We start from the raw sequence: 15190 nt of genomic DNA, 5'->3' as shown, positions 1-15190 counted from the left end.
AAACCAACCCGTCATGATTTTGCCTTGGCTGATCCTGATCCCCTTCATCGGCGGCTTCCTGTGCTGGCTGGGTGAGCGCTTCGGCGCCACCCTGCCGCGCTGGATCGCGCTGCTTACCATGTCCCTGCTGCTTGGCATCGGCCTGTGGCTGTGGGGTACCGGCGACTACACCCTTGCTCCCGCCCCGGGCGCCGAACCGGCCTGGGCCCTGGAATACAAAGTCCAGTGGATCCAGCGCTTCGGCATCAGCATCCATCTGGCCCTTGATGGCCTGTCGCTGCTGATGATCCTGCTCACCGGCCTGCTCGGTGTGCTGTCGGTACTGTGTTCCTGGAAAGAGATCCAGCGCCACGTCGGCTTCTTCCACCTCAACCTGATGTGGATCCTCGGCGGCGTGGTCGGTGTGTTCCTGGCCCTGGACCTGTTCCTGTTCTTCTTCTTCTGGGAAATGATGCTGGTGCCGATGTATTTCCTCATCGCGCTCTGGGGTCACAGCTCGGCAGATGGCAAGAAGACCCGGATCTACGCGGCGACCAAGTTCTTCATCTTCACCCAGGCCAGCGGCCTGATCATGCTGGTGGCGATCCTGGGCCTGGTGCTGGTCAACTACAACACCACTGGCGTGCTCACCTTCAACTACAGCGACCTGCTCAAGGCCGAGTTGCCTGCCGGTGTCGAGTACGTGCTGATGCTGGGCTTCTTCATCGCCTTCGCGGTGAAACTGCCGGTGGTGCCGTTCCACTCCTGGCTGCCTGACGCTCACGCCCAGGCACCGACCGCAGGCTCGGTGGACCTGGCGGGTATCCTGCTGAAGACCGCGGCCTACGGCCTGCTGCGCTTCGCCCTGCCGCTGTTCCCGAACGCCTCGGCCGAGTTCGCGCCGATCGCCATGACCCTGGGCCTGATCGGTATCTTCTACGGTGCCTTCCTGGCCTTCGCACAAACCGACATCAAGCGCCTGATCGCCTTCTCCAGCGTCTCGCACATGGGCTTCGTGCTGATCGGTATCTACTCCGGCAGCCAGCAGGCCCTGCAAGGTGCGGTGATCCAGATGCTGGCCCACGGCCTGTCGGCTGCGGCGCTGTTCATCCTGTCCGGCCAGCTGTACGAGCGCCTGCACACCCGTGACATGCGCCAGATGGGTGGCCTGTGGCACCGCATCGCTTACCTGCCGGCCATCAGCCTGTTCTTCGCAGCGGCATCGCTGGGCCTGCCAGGCACCGGCAACTTCGTCGGCGAGTTCCTGATCCTGATCGGCAGCTTCGTGCATGTACCGTGGATCACCGTGATTGCCACCACCGGCCTGGTGTTCGGTTCGGTGTACTCGCTGATCATGATCCACCGCGCCTACTTCGGCCCGGCCAAGACCGACACCGTGCTGGCCGGCATGGACGGTCGCGAACTGATCATGGTTCTGGGTCTGGCGGTATTGCTGATCCTGCTGGGCGTGTATCCGCAGCCGTTCCTCGACACCTCTGCCGCCACCATGAGTGGCGTGCAGCAGTGGCTCGGATCCGCTTTCACTCAACTCGCTTCGGCCCGGTAAGAGCGCTATGGAATTCACCACTCAACACTTCATCGCATTGGCGCCGATGCTGATCACCACCATCACCACGGTGGTGGTGATGCTGGCGATCGCCTGGAAGCGCAACCACTCGCAGACCTTCCTGCTGTCCACCGTGGGCCTGAACCTGGCCCTGCTGTCGCTCCTGCCGGCGCTGAAGGTCGCGCCGCTGGCGGTCACCTCGCTGATCACCATCGACAAATTCGCCTGCCTCTACATGGCGATCATCCTCATAGCGACGCTGGCCTGCGTTACCCTCGCCCACGCCTACCTCGGCGAGGGCTCCAAGGGTTTCCCGGGCAACCGTGAAGAACTGTACCTGTTGCTGCTGATGTCGGCCCTCGGTGGCCTGGTGCTGGTCAGCGCCAACCACCTGGCCGGCCTGTTCATCGGCCTGGAGCTGCTGTCGGTACCGGTCTACGGCCTGGTGGCGTATGCCTTCTTCAACAAGCGATCGCTGGAAGCCGGCATCAAGTACATGGTGCTGTCGGCCGCAGGCTCGGCTTTCCTGCTGTTCGGCATGGCCCTGCTGTACGCCGACGCCGGCAGCCTGAGCTTCGACCAGATCGGCAAGGCCCTGGCTACCACCAGCATGCCAAGCCTGGTGGCCCAGCTGGGCCTGGGCATGATGCTGGTCGGCCTGGCCTTCAAACTGTCGCTGGTACCTTTCCATCTGTGGACCCCGGACGTGTACGAAGGCGCCCCAGCACCGGTCGCCGCGTTCCTGGCAACCGCCAGCAAGGTGGCAGTATTCGCCGTTGTCGTACGCCTGTTCATGCTCTCCCCTGCTGCCAGCAGCGGCGTGCTCAGCACCGTACTGGCGGTGATTGCCGTAGCCTCGATCCTGATTGGTAACCTGCTGGCGCTGACCCAGAGCAACCTCAAGCGTCTGCTGGGTTACTCGTCCATCGCCCACTTCGGTTACCTGGTCATCGCGTTGGTCGCCAGCAAGGGCCTGGCCCTGGAAGCCATGGGCGTTTACCTGGTCACCTACGTGATCACCAGCCTGGGCGCCTTCGGCGTCATCACCCTGATGTCCTCGCCCTACGGCGGCCGTGACGCCGATGCCCTGTACGAGTACCGCGGCCTGTTCTGGCGCCGCCCGTACCTGACAGCGGTACTGACCGTGATGATGCTGTCGCTGGCGGGTATCCCGCTGACCGCCGGCTTCATCGGCAAGTTCTACATCATCGCTACCGGCGTCGAATCGCACCTGTGGTGGTTGGTCGGTGCACTGGTGATCGGTAGCGCCATCGGCGTGTACTATTACCTGCGCGTCATGGTTACCCTGTACCTGGTCGAGCCGAACCTGCGTCGTCACGACGCCCCGCTGAAGTGGGAACAGCGCACTGGCGGTGTCATGCTGCTGGCTATCGCCATTCTCGCTTTCGTACTGGGTGTGTACCCGCAGCCCCTGCTGGAACTGGTTCAGCAAGCGGGCCTGCAACTGATCGGTTGATCACCCCGGCAGCCCCGGTAACAGAAAACACCCCGCCTAGGCGGGGTGTTTTTTTATCTGCACGTTTTGCTACCTGCGCCCACGGGTGCCTCACTCACTCGGGCAGCCCTGACCTGCGCCCGGCAAGGCGGCCTTGCGCAAATCACCATTGGCCGAAGGCAGGTACACTTCCGGGTTGGGCATGCCGCTGGGGGAGAGTTCATGGGTCATTTCGAATTCGGCGCGCACTGACCAGCCACACGCCTCGGTGGTGCATTGCAAATAAGCGATTCGCAGGAAAATATGGCGCCCTTCGCTAGTGCGTATGCGCATCCGGCTGTGGCAATGCGGGCAAACCAGCTTGTAAGTACTCACGGCAAGTACCTGCTAGCATTGCCCAGGCTAGCCTGTGTATCAGTATTGGCTGCAACTGTGGGTGTATTCTTCAATTTGATGGTTCTCATTGCAGAAGTGCTCCTTAAAACGCAGGGCTGTATTCATAACGAGTAGTTTAAGCCCATGGAATATCATTAAACCAGTCATGGATATTTGTTATGAGTACTCACATACTTGCTGAGGTGCTCACCCGCCTTAAGCTTCTCACTGGCGCAAACACTGATGCCGAGCTGTCACGTGCACTGTCGGTCAGCCCGCAAACGCTGAGCAGCTGGAAGGTTCGCGAAAGCATCCCTTACTCACTTTGCATAGACATCGCCAAAAAGCATGCATGCTCACTGGACTGGCTATTGCTGGGCCAAGCAGAGCACAACGCCGCCCCAAGTGATGCGGGTTGGGAGTGCGACATGCTCGAACGGCTGCGCACGCTCTCGCACAGCGATCGCCAGGCCATCCTGCTGTTCATCAAGGACAAGCAGCGCATCCAGCAGTTGGAACAGAAACTGAGCGAGCTCAGCGGCGCAGCCAATGGCTAACCTCGCCGGCGCCAGCGCTGGATGAGTTCGCGTGGGTCGAGTGTATCCAGCCAGACCATGACCTTGAGGCTGATAGGGATCACCACCACAGCGGCCACGAATGCCGCCATGCCCCGGGTCAGTAATGGCACCAATGACGAAACCAGTGGCTCGAACAAATGGCCCACGCCCACGGTCACGAATAGCAGCAGCAGTTTCTTGGCCAGTGTCAGGCGCCTGGCCTCACTGGTGATCAATCGATCGCGTGCCGCGCTCACCAGCAATGCTCCCAGCAGCGCGGCGAACAGCACATTGCCATCCACGCCCAGGAACGTCACCAATGCCGGGGCCAGGTGGTCGAAAACAGTTCGCTCAGGCATGCAATTGCCCTCCGCGCGGAACAGGCGGGCAGGCGGTTGAACCCAGGCTGTACATGACCGCCGCTTCGACAAAACGGATGTAGCACACCTGCAAGGCACGCCCATGATCATGCCCGGCCACATCCTCGAGCCGCTTGTAGCCCCGCTCTCGCAGCACTGACCGCCAGCGGGCGAATTCGCGTGCTGCCTCGATAGCAGCGCAGCGCGCGGCCACTTCCAAAGCAGCATCACTGACAGCCCGCGGCAGTTGCAGATGCTCACGCAAACTGCCCAAATCCACTCGCGGCCAGAACGGGTCATGGCAATCGACAAAGCGCGGTAGCCGAGGATCGTTGCTCATGCTCTACCCCCCTTACTGCTCGGCCAGCATGCCGTAGCGAATGGCCTTGATCACAGCTGCCACCCGGGTAGGCACTTCAAATTTGCGCAGGATGTTGGACACGTGGAAGTTCACCGTCGACTCCTTGCATTCAAGGATCTGGCCGATCTCCCACGAGCTCTTGCCATAAGCACACCACAACAGCACTTGCTGTTCACGTGGCGTCAGGCGAACCGGGGCGTCCGCCAAGGGTTGCTGCGAGTGTCGAGCGTTGTCAGTCATGTTTGAACTCCACGGGTGATTGAGCGAGGCATTACTGCCGACCTGCAGTCACCTTACGAAGCACAGGCCACCCACCTCCACCGCCGTGGTTTGTAAAGAACTTTCGTACAAGACCGTATGACGAAGGTTACGCACGATTTGCTGACTTTCTGCGTGCTCCAAGCCGCATTTCGCTCGTCTCAACGCCGTTGTCCATTCGCCTTTCGCCTGGAGTCGTACAATGCGTTCCGATTTACCCCTCTCGTCCTGCCTCGGTCTGCTGGCGGCCTTGGCTGCTACTCAGCCCGCTCTGGGGGCATCCTCGGTCGAACTGGGCCGAGTGCTGATCACCGATGAGGAGCAGAACGAGCTGACGGCAGCCAGCGAGCGCCTGCGTGAAATACCGGGAGCCAGCAACCTGGTGGACATGCAGCGCGTGGGGCAAGGCCGAGTGGCCAGCAACCAGGACGTGCTGGCCTACCAGCCTGGGGTGTTCGCCCAATCGGCAGGCAACGACGGCATCAAGCTGTCGATACGCGGCTCGGGCCTCAACCGCGCGCCGGGGGCGCACGGTTCCGGCGTTTACACGATGTTCGACGGCCTGCCGCTGACCGGCCCGGGCGGCACGCCTTACGAATTGTTCGAACCGCTGTGGCTGAGCCGTGCCGAAGTGCTGCGTGGCGCCAATGGCTTTGACCAAGGCTCCCTGGCCTTGGGCGGTGCCATCAACTACGTCACCCACACCGGCTACGACGCGCCTGCACTGCAAGTACGCTACGAGGTCGGTAGTCGCGGCTACCAGCATCGGCACATCAGTTCGGGCCAGGTGCTGGGCAATCTCGACTATTACGTGGCCCTGACCGACTCGGAATATGACGGCTACCAGGCGCACAGCAGCGGCAGCGCCAAGGGCATTGCCGCCAATGTCGGTTACCGCTTCAACCCCGACCTGGAAACCCGCTTCTACCTGCGCTACCGGGAAACTGAAAACGAGCTGCCTGGGCGCCTGACCAAAGACCAGATCAAGCACCACCCGCGCGCGGCCAACCCCAACTATCTGGCACGCGACGACAGCCGCCCGCAACCAGGCAGCACCTGGGTGGGCAACAAGACCACCTTCTACCTCGACGACGAGGCGCGCCTGGAAGCCGGCTTGGTCTATCACGACTACCCGATGGACCTGCGCGAAGGCCCCATGCGCCTGAAGGTCGCCTATACCGATGTCAGCGGTACGCTGAACTATTTCCGCCGCGACACACTGTTCGGCCGCGAGAGCAAGACCACCGTCGGTTGGCGTACCACCAAGCACCTGCCCAACAGCGGCGCTTCGCAATTTACTCGCAATGGCGATGTGTTCGGCGAGCGCACCCGTGACTTCACCTACCAGGGCTCGGACACCGTGCTGCATGTTGGCAACGATCTGGAACTGGTCCCCAACCTGTGGCTGAGCACCGGCCTGGCCATGATCTACACACGCCGCGAAAGTGACGTGACCTACCCCGCTGAAGGCGGCAAGGTGAGCATGCATGACTGGGACTATGCACCCCGCCTGGGGCTGCGCTACGACATCCGCCCGGACTTGCAGGTGTACGGCAACCTGAGCCGCTCGGTAGAGCCGCCACACCCGTGGTCGCTGATCTGGAGCGCGCCCAGCACAGGCGGCAAGCAGATCCAGCCGATCGAGATGCAGAACCAGACAGCCACCACCCTGGAACTGGGCGCCCGTGGCGACTCGGCGCTCGGCCGCTGGGACCTGGCCTGGTACTACTCGCAAGTGCGCCACGAACTGCTGGCCGTTGAGGTAGTGCCGAATTTCACCTCGGAATTCAACGCCAGCGCTACCGTGCACCAAGGCGTGGAAGCCGGCCTCGACAGCACCCTGTGGGAACGCGCGGGCACTGGCAAGCTGAGCTTGCGCCAGGCCTACACCTTCAGCGACTTCCACTACCGTGATGACGACACGTTTGGCGACAACCGTCTGCCCGGCATCCCCATGCACTACTACCAGGCCGAGCTGCGCTATGACTGGCCGAGCGGCTTCTATGCCGGGGTCAACACACAAATGGCTTCGAAGGTGCAGGTGGACTACGCCAATAGCTACCACGCCGATGAATATGCCTTGCTCGGCGCACGCGTTGGCTGGGACTCACCGAAACAGGACTGGCAGACCTGGCTGGACCTGCGCAACCTGACCAACCAGCGCTATGCAGCGACCGTGACGCCGGCCTACAACGACGCTGGCCAGGACAATGCCCGTTCGACACCGGGCGAAGGGTTTGGCGTATACGCGGGGGTTTCCTACAGCTTCCGCTGACGGGTAGGCGCGGGTTTACCCGCGAATGCGTCGGCAAATTCAATGCCGCATTCGCGGGTAAACCCGCGCCTACACAGGGGCGTTGCACAGTAGGATTAGGGGCTCAGACCGCCCTGTTCAACTTCACCCATGAAGCAAACCTGTCGACAAACGCCTGCAAGAACGGTCGCGTCTTGTCGTTGAGCTTGCCCGAATCCTCGAACAAGCTCGCCGCACCGCCAAGGTAAGCCTCGGGCATCTGCATGCAGGGCATGTCGAGAAACACCAGCGACTGGCGCACCGCATGGTTGGCGCCAAAGCCACCAATCGCCCCCGGCGACACACTCACCACCGCCGTCGGCTTGCCGCTCCAGGCACTTTGCCCGTAAGGACGCGAACCCACATCGATGGCATTTTTCAGGCAGCCTGGCACCGAGCGGTTGTATTCCGGGGTGACGAACAGCACCGCATCACTGCGGCGGATTTCATCGCGAAAACGCTTCCAGGTTTCCGGCGGTGCCTCGGCTTCGATATCTTCGTTGTACAGCGGCAGGTCGCCAATCTCGACGATCTTCAGCGCAAGGCTGGACGGCGCCAGCTCCGAAAGTGCGCGGGCGACCTTGCGGTTGTAGGACTCCTTGCGCAAGCTGCCCACGACGACTGCTACCGAATACACCTGGCTCATGGCAATTCCAACCTTTGCGGGTTAAATAGACGTTGTAGTTATAGATGACCGTTCTCCAGTGCCTAAGTTTTTTTTCCGCAGGACGAAAACTTCCGCATCTGTTTCACGGTCTATGACTTCATACATTTCCTACGTAATTCAGAGGTTTCCACCCAAATGGCAGCAGTAATGGTCGGCCAATTCCACGCCCGTGACGCCGAAGGCCGCATCTACCCCGTGCACGAGTTTCAGGAATCCACCCTGCAACTCGACGGCAGCACGCTGGGCGCCCCCATCACCACCTACCGCCTGGCCATCGGCGACAAGGTCAACCACCTGGGTGATAACCGTTTCGAACTGGCACGCTCCGGCGTCGAGATCACGCGCATTCCGTGATGCAGTCCACGGTGTAGCGGCCCCCTTCGTGCTGCAGGCCGTGCACATCGGCGAAGAACCCCGGAAAACCCTGGTTGAATGCTCGGGCGAATGCCAGGTAGTCCAGAATCGAGCGGGTCGCCTCGGTGAACCGCTCACCCGGCATGATCAACGGAATGCCAGGCGGGTACGGCACCAGCATCACCGCCGCCACACGCCCCAGTAGTGCCTCGATCGGCACCGCCTCCACTTCGCCACGCACCATCTTGTCATAGGCCTGGGCCGGGCTGACGGCCACCTCCGGCAAACGAGTGAACAGCCGCTTCAGCTGCTTGGCCGTGGCATTGGCGCGGTAGCAGTCATGTAACTGGTCGCACAGGTCGCGCAGGCCTATGCCCTGGTAGCGGAGGGCGTCGGCAGCCCCCACACTCGGCAGGCAATTGCTGAGCGGGGTGTTGCCGTCATAGTGGCGCTTGAACTCAAGCAGTTCGGTGAGCAAGGTGCTCCACTTGCCCTTGGTGATGCCCATGGAAAACAGCACCAGAAAGCTGTACAGGCCGGTTTTTTCCACCACCAGCCCGCGCTCCCAGAGAAACTTGCTGACGACTGCCGCCGGGATGCCGTGCACGCCCAGCACACCATCAGCGCTCAGGCCCGGCATCACCAAAGTCACTTTCAGCGGGTCGAGCAGCACATAGTCGGCCGCCACTTCACCAAAACCATGCCATTGCGCCCCCGGCTGCAACAACCAGTCCTGCGCGGCCAGACGGGGGATGCCCTCGGCACTTGGCGGCTGCCAGATGCTGAACCACCAGTCCTCTGCGGCAATGTGCTCACGCAGGTTGGCCAGGGCACGACGAAAACTCAACGCCTCGTCGAACATCTCCTGCAGCAGCGAGCGCCCGGCCGGCCCTTCCATCATGGCCGAAGCCACATCCAGCGAGGCGAGAATGCTGTACTGCGGCGAGGTAGAGATGTGCATCATGAACGCTTCGTTGAAACGGTCCCGGTCCAGCTGCCGCCTGGCCCCGTCCTGCACATGAATCATCGAAGCCTGGCTGAACGCCGCGAGCAGCTTGTGGGTGGAATGGGTACTGAACACCAGCGGGCTGTCTGCCGCGCAGGCGGTGCCCATGGCGTAGCGCCCGGTGAAAAAGTCGTGGAACGCGGCATAGGCAAACCAGGCCTCGTCGAAGTGCAGCACCTCGACACTGGCACCCAGGGCCTGCTTGATCAGCCCAGCGTGGTAACACAGCCCGTCGTAGGTGGAGTTGGTCACTACCGCCAGCTTGATACGCTGCCCACGATCACGGGCAAGGGGGTTGGCCTGAATCTTCGCGGCGATCGCCTCGGGACTGAACTCGCTGAGGGGGATCGGGCCGATGATGCCCAGTTCGTTGCGCTCCGGGCACAGGTACAGCGGGATGGCACCCGTCATGATGATCGCGTGCACCACCGACTTGTGGCAGTTGCGGTCCACCAGCACCAGGTCGTCACGGCCGACCATGGCGTGCCAGACGATCTTGTTGGCCGTGGAGGTACCATTGATGACGAAGAAGGTGTGGTCGGCGCCGAAGTTGCGCGCCGCCCTGACCTCGGCTTCAGCCAGCGGGCCTGTGTGGTCGAGCAGCGAACCCAGCTCCGGCACGGAAACGGACAGGTCCGAGCGCAGGGTGTTTTCCCCGAAGAACTGGTGAAAGGCTTGGCCTACCGGGCTTTTATGATAGGCCACACCGCCACCATGGCCTGGGGTGTGCCAGGAATAGTTGGACTGCGCGGTGTGCTGCACCAGCGCCTTGAAGAACGGCGGCAGCAGGCCGTCGAGGTAGGTGTGTGCGGCACGCGCCACCTGGCGGGCGAGAAACGGCACGGTGTCTTCGAACAGGTAAAGGATGCCACGCAGCTGGTTGAGCTCGCTCATGGCTTCGGCGGGAGCATTTTCCAGGGTCACCTGCTCGCCCAGGGCGAAGATCGGCAGGTTGGGTGCACGCAGGCGGGCCAGGCCAATCAGCTCGGCCATGTTCTGCAGCAGATGGGTGTTCTCGCCAGCGCCTTCGGCCGCGATGAGCATGCAGGCCAGGCCGTGGTGGGTGGCGGCGACCAGGCGCGCTTCGGCGTGGTCAGCGGCGGCGAGAATGGCAAAGCCATCCTGGCGCAACTCCTCGGCGATGCCGCGCACACGCTCGCCAGCAACACTGTCGGCCTTGATGGCGCGGTGGACGATGAGGATCGGGAACTTGAGGTCCTTGTACATCAGGTGGCTACCTCCGAAGGACATGGCGTCCATTTCAGGGTAGTTGAGCCTTGTATTGCCTGTACTGACCCTTTCGCGGGCGAAGCCGCCCCTACACCTGATGGGTGGTGGACACCGGCCGGTGATTGGACACAGGCGTCGTAGGAGCAGGTTTACCCGCGAAAGGGCCGGGCCTGCTGGCCAATCTGCCCCCCGCCATTCACCGCCGCAGCCACCACCGTATTCGCGGGTAAACCCGCGCCTACAACGATCTCCACTTCTGTTGCGGGGCGAAAGATCAGCCGGCTGGCGTCTCAGTCAGGGCCTGCCACAGCGAAGGCCCACCCGCCGACTTGGCAATGGCCGCCAGCCGCTCGGCATGCGCCTCCAGCTCTTCAGCGCTGGCCATGATCACCCGCCCTGGCGCACGCCCGACAATCCGGCGGATCTCGCTGCCGCCAGCGCCTTGCCCGTCCTCTTCGGCATCTGCCCCATTCCCAGCCAACGACAGGCTGGTCTGGCCACCGGTCATTGCCAGGTAAACGTCGGCCAGCAGTTCCGAGTCGAGCAGTGCGCCGTGCAACTCACGGCCCGAGTTGTCGATGTCGTAGCGTTTACACAGCGCGTCAAGGCTGTTGCGCTGCCCCGGGTGGCGCGAACGTGCCAGCAGCAGGGTGTCCAGAATGGTGCAGTGCTGCGAAATGTCAGCGCGGTCCTGCTGGCCCAGCAAGGCGAATTCGTTGTTGATGAAGCCAACGTCGAACGCCGCGTTGTGGATGACCAGCGTGGCGCCCTGGATGAACTGGAAGAACTCCTCGGCGACATCACCAAAGCGGGGCTTGCCGACCAGGAAGGCATCCGTGATGCCGTGAACGTTGATCGCGCCCTCGTCACTCTCGCGATCGGGCTGCAGGTAGACGTGGAAGTGCCGCCCGGTCAGGCGCCGGCCGATGACCTCGACACAGCCGATCTCGATGATCCGATGGCCTTCGCCAACCGGCATACCCGTGGTTTCGGTATCGAGAATGACGAACCGTTTATCTTGCTGCTGCTCCACGCGGGCGCTCCAACTTGCATCCGTTACAAAGGCCGCGATTGTACCCCAGCTCAACGCTGGGCGCGCACCTCATCGACCCCACGGTTGGCCAGCTGGTCGGCGCGTTCGTTGCCGGGGTGGCCGATATGGCCGCGTACCCACTTCCAGGTCACCTTGTGGCGGTTGACCTGTTCATCGAGCTGCTGCCACAAGTCAGCGTTCTTCACCGGCTCCCTGGCGGCGGTCTTCCAGCCGCGCTTCTTCCAGTTGACCATCCATTCGTTGATGCCCTTCATCACGTACTGCGAGTCGGTGGTCAGCACCACCTCGCATTCACGCTTGAGCGACATCAGGCCCTGGATCGCGGCCATCAGCTCCATGCGGTTGTTGGTGGTCTCACGTTCGCCGCCCCACAGTTCCTTCTCGACGCCCTTGTAGATCATCAGCACGCCCCAGCCACCCGGGCCAGGGTTGCCCTTGCAGGCACCATCCGTAAACATCTCGACGCTATCGCTCATGTACCACTCTTGAATTCAGTGCTTGTCAGTTTCGGGGTTGGCTGCGGTGCGGTTGACTTTCGCCAGTGGCAGCGGCAGCAGCTTGCCCATTGGCTCGCGACGTTCCGGCCGCAAGGGCCGCAGGCCTACCACCATCTTGCGCGCCACCAGCAGGTACACCCCGCCACCGGAGCCCTGCCAGCCGCCGGCCAGTCGCTCCCAGCCCTCCAGGCGTTGCTGCCAGGCAGGTGAGGCAAGCGGCGGACGATAGCACCCGAAGCGGCGTTTCTCCAGCGCGAAGCCCAGCAGGTTGAGCCAGTCGCCCACCCGGGACGGCGAGATGCAGCGCGCCTTGCGCAGAGCACCGTGACTGAAGAAATGACGCATGCCCCAGCTGCTCCAGGGGTTGATCCCCACGATCAGCAGGTGCCCGCCCGGGCGGACGGCACTGGCGGCCTCGCGCAGCAGGCCATGGGGCGACAGGCAGAAGTCCAGGCCATGCTGCAGCACCACCACGTCGGCAGCGTGCTCGCTCAACGGCCAGGCCTGTTCTTCGCAGACAATCTCCACACCCGGCAAGGGCGCACCAAGGCGCACGTTACGCTGCACCTGGGGGGCTCTGGGCGGTGGCTCGGCGCAGGGCCCGTAATGCACGAGATAGCCGCCAAAGAAGCGCCCGAGCTCTTCTTCCAGCAGTTTGTCCTCCTCCTTGAGCATCAGTTGCCCAAGTGGGCCGTTGAACCACTCACGGGCCAGGCTGATCAGCTCGACCCAGTCCGGGTCGGCCTGTGCAAAAGCTTGGTCGGTCATTGCGCTCTCCCTCGAAGGTTCTCCCACCGCGCCATCGCGGCTAAGATGCCCTCATGTGCCACGCTAGGCGAATCGGATCCGCACCATGATACAGATCGATGCTCTCCCCGCTTTCTCCGACAACTACATCTGGTTGTTACAGGATACTGCCAAACGCCGTTGTGCGGTGGTCGACCCGGGCGATGCCGGCCCGGTGGAGCGCTGGCTGGCTGCCAACCCCGAATGGGTGCTGAGCGACATCCTCGTCACCCACCACCACAATGACCATGTCGGCGGTGTGGAGCGGCTCAGGCAATTGACCGGCGCACGGGTCTGTGGCCCCGCCAACGAACGCATTCCCGGCCGCGACCTGGCACTGGACGAAGGCGACAGGGTGGACGTGCTGGGTGTGACTTTCCAGGTGCTGGCGGTACCCGGCCACACCTTGGGGCATATCGCCTTCTTCAGCGACCAGCCAGCAACGCCCATCCTGTTCAGTGGCGATACCCTGTTCGCCGCCGGTTGCGGGCGCATGTTCGAAGGTACACCCGAACAGATGCAGCCGGCCCTCGCCCGCCTGGCGGCCCTGCCAGAGCAGACAGCAGTGTACTGCGCCCATGAGTACACCCTCAGCAACCTGCGTTTCGCCAAGGCGGTGGAACCGACCAACCCGCACGTTCAACAACGGTTCGAGGACGTTAGCCGTTTGCGCGCCGAAAATCGCATCAGTTTGCCATCAACGATCGGCCTGGAGCGCCTGACCAACCCCTTTCTGCGCACCTCTGAAACATTAGTTAAACAAAAAGCAGACGAATGGAAGGGACATTCAAACACCACGCATGTCGCTGTTTTTGCTGCCTTGAGGTCTTGGAAGGACACCTTCTGATAACCGCAAGATATATCACAAGTGATGGTCAAAGGTTGACCAGGCCCGGAGCGGTTTCTAGAATCGCCGAACTTTTTCGCCCGGATACCTGTATCAGCCGATGTCTTCCCGTAGCCGCAGAACCTCTCATTCCGTCGCCCTGACGCGCCTGGCCCAAATCAGTGCGCTGGCCCTGGCCGCCACCTTGGTGGGCTGCCAGAGCACCCGTCAGCTCGACGAATCCGATAGCGTTCGCGCGCACAACTACCAGGCGCGGATCAAGCACAAGCCTTCTCCGCTGCTGGTCAAGCCGGCCGAGCAGGCGCCGCAGGATGTCTGGGAGCGCATGCGCCAGGGCTTCGCCCTGCAGGACAGCATCGACGTCAACCCGCGCATCGAACAGCAGCGCTTGTGGTTCGCCAGCAACCCGACCTTCATCGAAAGCGCCGGGGAACGTGGCAGCCTCTACCTGCACTACATCGTCGAGCGCCTTGAAGAACGCGACATGCCGCTGGAACTGGCCCTGCTGCCAGCCATCGAAAGTGCCTACAACCCCATGGCCTACTCACGCGCCAGCGCTGCCGGCATGTGGCAGTTCATGCCGGCTACCGGTCGCCACTTCAACCTGCGCCAGACCAACTTCTATGACGGCCGCCGCGATGTCACCGCGTCGACCAACGCCGCGCTGGACTACCTGACCCGCCTGCACGACATGTTCAACGGCGACTGGCTGTTGGCCCTGGCGGCCTACAATGCCGGCGAAGGCACCGTCAGCCGAGCCATCGAGCGCAACGAAAGGCTCGGCCTGCCGACCGACTACTGGAACCTGCCGCTGCCACAGGAAACCCGCGACTACGTACCCAAGTTGCTGGCACTGTCGCAGGTGGTGTCCACGCCAGAAGCCTATGGTGTCAATCTCACCCCGATCGCCAACGAACCGTACTTCGAAGCGGTGGCGATCAATGACCGCCTGGACCTTACCCGGGTCGCGGCCTTTGCCAACATCGACGAGGACGAGCTGATCCAGCTCAACCCGGCATTCAAGAAGCGCATGACCGTCGATGGCCCGAAACAGCTGCTGGTACCCACCGCCAAGGCGCAGTTGCTCAGTGCCAGCCTGTCCAACCTCAACCCGGAGCAACTGGTCAGCCTGCAACCGCCGAAAGCAGCGTTTGCCCGGGCCGTGGCCGAAGCCAAGGCACCGGTGGGGGCACGCAGCTACCGGGTCAAGCGTGGCGATAACCTGAGCGCCATAGCCAAGGCCAACCGTGTGTCGGTCAAGGACATCAAGCGCTGGAACCGTTTGTCCGGCAACAGTCTGCGTGCTGGCCAGGTGCTAGCCCTGCGCGGTGGCAGTGCACCGAGCGCCGCCGGCAACCGGGTTGCCGCCTCCGGAAAACGCTCCACGCAATACAAGGTCCGCAAGGGCGATTCCCTGTACCTGGTGGCCAAGCGCTTCAATGTGGAAATGAAGCACCTCAAGCGCTGGAACCCACGCAGCGGCCATGCCCTCAAGCCAGGCCAGACCCTGACCGTCTACCTCGGGCATTGATCCCGCAACCAGG

Annotated in this window: 16 protein-coding genes; 7 read left to right on the top strand and 9 right to left on the bottom strand. The window is 62.5% G+C overall.

The window, feature by feature from the left end:
- Positions 1-13 precede the first annotated feature (13 nt).
- On the top strand, positions 14-1546 hold the full coding sequence (gene nuoM / locus ACF8Q6_RS09140) for an NADH-quinone oxidoreductase subunit M (protein ID WP_003251448.1): 1533 nt from the start codon (positions 14-16) through the stop codon (positions 1544-1546).
- Between the two features lie 7 nt (positions 1547-1553).
- Positions 1554-3023: an NADH-quinone oxidoreductase subunit NuoN gene (nuoN, locus tag ACF8Q6_RS09135; RefSeq protein ID WP_003251449.1), complete on the top strand. Its 1470-nt coding sequence runs from the start codon at positions 1554-1556 to the stop codon at positions 3021-3023.
- A gap of 90 nt (positions 3024-3113) precedes the next feature.
- Here nuoN and ACF8Q6_RS09130 read toward each other — a convergent pair whose 3' ends face one another.
- Positions 3114-3377: an ogr/Delta-like zinc finger family protein gene (locus ACF8Q6_RS09130; protein WP_004576942.1), complete on the bottom strand. Its 264-nt coding sequence runs from the start codon at positions 3375-3377 to the stop codon at positions 3114-3116.
- Between the two features lie 179 nt (positions 3378-3556).
- Here ACF8Q6_RS09130 and ACF8Q6_RS09125 point away from each other — a divergent pair, with 179 nt between their 5' ends.
- The gene (locus ACF8Q6_RS09125) at positions 3557-3934 is read left to right on the top strand and encodes a helix-turn-helix domain-containing protein (protein ID WP_392490899.1); all 378 of its coding nucleotides are present in this window, start codon (positions 3557-3559) and stop codon (positions 3932-3934) included.
- On the opposite strand, the gene ACF8Q6_RS09120 is transcribed toward ACF8Q6_RS09125, so the two are convergent.
- The 3 genes from ACF8Q6_RS09120 to ACF8Q6_RS09110 are packed head-to-tail and all read right to left on the bottom strand — an operon-like array spanning position 3931 to position 4894.
- A complete protein-coding gene (locus tag ACF8Q6_RS09120; protein ID WP_392490898.1) occupies positions 3931-4293 on the bottom strand; it encodes a hypothetical protein in 363 nt (120 codons plus the stop codon). The two genes, ACF8Q6_RS09125 and ACF8Q6_RS09120, sit on opposite strands and share 4 nt — an antisense overlap.
- A complete protein-coding gene (locus ACF8Q6_RS09115; RefSeq protein WP_180688580.1) occupies positions 4286-4633 on the bottom strand; it encodes a head completion/stabilization protein in 348 nt (115 codons plus the stop codon). The genes ACF8Q6_RS09120 and ACF8Q6_RS09115 overlap by 8 nt, the downstream gene beginning before the upstream one ends.
- 12 nt (positions 4634-4645) lie before the next feature.
- Positions 4646-4894: a helix-turn-helix domain-containing protein gene (locus ACF8Q6_RS09110; protein ID WP_003251454.1), complete on the bottom strand. Its 249-nt coding sequence runs from the start codon at positions 4892-4894 to the stop codon at positions 4646-4648.
- Positions 4895-5114: 220 nt separating this feature from the next.
- Between ACF8Q6_RS09110 and ACF8Q6_RS09105 the strand changes: the two genes are divergently transcribed.
- Positions 5115-7187, top strand: coding sequence for a TonB-dependent receptor domain-containing protein (locus tag ACF8Q6_RS09105; RefSeq protein ID WP_014861242.1), 2073 nt, complete (start codon positions 5115-5117; stop codon positions 7185-7187).
- A 103-nt stretch (positions 7188-7290) separates the two neighbouring features.
- On the opposite strand, the gene chrR is transcribed toward ACF8Q6_RS09105, so the two are convergent.
- The gene (chrR, locus tag ACF8Q6_RS09100) at positions 7291-7851 is read right to left on the bottom strand and encodes a class I chromate reductase ChrR (protein WP_003251456.1); all 561 of its coding nucleotides are present in this window, start codon (positions 7849-7851) and stop codon (positions 7291-7293) included.
- A 156-nt stretch (positions 7852-8007) separates the two neighbouring features.
- Here chrR and ACF8Q6_RS09095 point away from each other — a divergent pair, with 156 nt between their 5' ends.
- Positions 8008-8226 (top strand): hypothetical protein, encoded by a 219-nt coding sequence (locus ACF8Q6_RS09095; RefSeq protein WP_003251457.1) that lies wholly within the window; start codon positions 8008-8010, stop codon positions 8224-8226.
- Here ACF8Q6_RS09095 and ACF8Q6_RS09090 read toward each other — a convergent pair.
- The 4 genes from ACF8Q6_RS09090 to ACF8Q6_RS09075 all read right to left on the bottom strand — a co-directional run bounded on the left by ACF8Q6_RS09090 (position 8210) and on the right by ACF8Q6_RS09075 (position 12781).
- Positions 8210-10459 (bottom strand): Orn/Lys/Arg decarboxylase N-terminal domain-containing protein, encoded by a 2250-nt coding sequence (locus tag ACF8Q6_RS09090; protein ID WP_392492610.1) that lies wholly within the window; start codon positions 10457-10459, stop codon positions 8210-8212. The two genes, ACF8Q6_RS09095 and ACF8Q6_RS09090, sit on opposite strands and share 17 nt — an antisense overlap.
- Positions 10460-10736: 277 nt before the next feature.
- Positions 10737-11495, bottom strand: coding sequence for a DNA polymerase III subunit epsilon (gene dnaQ, locus ACF8Q6_RS09085; protein WP_003251459.1), 759 nt, complete (start codon positions 11493-11495; stop codon positions 10737-10739).
- A gap of 50 nt (positions 11496-11545) precedes the next feature.
- On the bottom strand, positions 11546-11992 hold the full coding sequence (gene rnhA, locus ACF8Q6_RS09080; RefSeq protein WP_392494383.1) for a ribonuclease HI: 447 nt from the start codon (positions 11990-11992) through the stop codon (positions 11546-11548).
- 15 nt (positions 11993-12007) lie between these two features.
- On the bottom strand, positions 12008-12781 hold the full coding sequence (locus ACF8Q6_RS09075; RefSeq protein WP_003251461.1) for a class I SAM-dependent methyltransferase: 774 nt from the start codon (positions 12779-12781) through the stop codon (positions 12008-12010).
- Between the two features lie 85 nt (positions 12782-12866).
- On the opposite strand from ACF8Q6_RS09075, the gene gloB reads away from it, so the two are divergent.
- Positions 12867-13646 carry a hydroxyacylglutathione hydrolase gene (gloB, locus tag ACF8Q6_RS09070; protein ID WP_004576947.1) on the top strand — a complete coding sequence of 260 codons (780 nt, stop codon included), beginning with the start codon at positions 12867-12869 and terminating at the stop codon, positions 13644-13646.
- A gap of 100 nt (positions 13647-13746) precedes the next feature.
- Positions 13747-15177: a lytic transglycosylase domain-containing protein gene (locus ACF8Q6_RS09065; protein ID WP_221101173.1), complete on the top strand. Its 1431-nt coding sequence runs from the start codon at positions 13747-13749 to the stop codon at positions 15175-15177.
- Positions 15178-15190: the final 13 nt, after the last annotated feature.

The organism is Pseudomonas sp. GLN_2 (assembly GCF_043106005.1).
Lineage (GTDB): Bacteria > Pseudomonadota > Gammaproteobacteria > Pseudomonadales > Pseudomonadaceae > Aquipseudomonas > Aquipseudomonas alloputida.
Note: the sequence above shows the minus strand (reverse complement) of the source record. Positions and strands in the feature narration are given on the sequence as shown.

Excerpts from the sequence above, each read along its gene's own strand:
- ACF8Q6_RS09125 (WP_392490899.1), top strand. The coding sequence starts at position 3,557 with ATGAGTACTCACATACTTGCTGAGGTGCTCACCCGCCTTAAGCTTCTC.
- ACF8Q6_RS09115 (WP_180688580.1), bottom strand. The coding sequence starts at position 4,633 with ATGAGCAACGATCCTCGGCTACCGCGCTTTGTCGATTGCCATGACCCG.
- chrR (WP_003251456.1), bottom strand. The coding sequence starts at position 7,851 with ATGAGCCAGGTGTATTCGGTAGCAGTCGTCGTGGGCAGCTTGCGCAAG.
- ACF8Q6_RS09065 (WP_221101173.1), top strand. The coding sequence starts at position 13,747 with ATGTCTTCCCGTAGCCGCAGAACCTCTCATTCCGTCGCCCTGACGCGC.
- ACF8Q6_RS09110 (WP_003251454.1), bottom strand. The coding sequence starts at position 4,894 with ATGACTGACAACGCTCGACACTCGCAGCAACCCTTGGCGGACGCCCCG.
- ACF8Q6_RS09075 (WP_003251461.1), bottom strand. The coding sequence starts at position 12,781 with ATGACCGACCAAGCTTTTGCACAGGCCGACCCGGACTGGGTCGAGCTG.
- ACF8Q6_RS09095 (WP_003251457.1), top strand. The coding sequence starts at position 8,008 with ATGGCAGCAGTAATGGTCGGCCAATTCCACGCCCGTGACGCCGAAGGC.
- nuoM (WP_003251448.1), top strand. The coding sequence starts at position 14 with ATGATTTTGCCTTGGCTGATCCTGATCCCCTTCATCGGCGGCTTCCTG.
- rnhA (WP_392494383.1), bottom strand. The coding sequence starts at position 11,992 with ATGAGCGATAGCGTCGAGATGTTTACGGATGGTGCCTGCAAGGGCAAC.
- ACF8Q6_RS09120 (WP_392490898.1), bottom strand. The coding sequence starts at position 4,293 with ATGCCTGAGCGAACTGTTTTCGACCACCTGGCCCCGGCATTGGTGACG.
- nuoN (WP_003251449.1), top strand. The coding sequence starts at position 1,554 with ATGGAATTCACCACTCAACACTTCATCGCATTGGCGCCGATGCTGATC.
- gloB (WP_004576947.1), top strand. The coding sequence starts at position 12,867 with ATGATACAGATCGATGCTCTCCCCGCTTTCTCCGACAACTACATCTGG.
- ACF8Q6_RS09090 (WP_392492610.1), bottom strand. The coding sequence starts at position 10,459 with ATGTACAAGGACCTCAAGTTCCCGATCCTCATCGTCCACCGCGCCATC.
- ACF8Q6_RS09105 (WP_014861242.1), top strand. The coding sequence starts at position 5,115 with ATGCGTTCCGATTTACCCCTCTCGTCCTGCCTCGGTCTGCTGGCGGCC.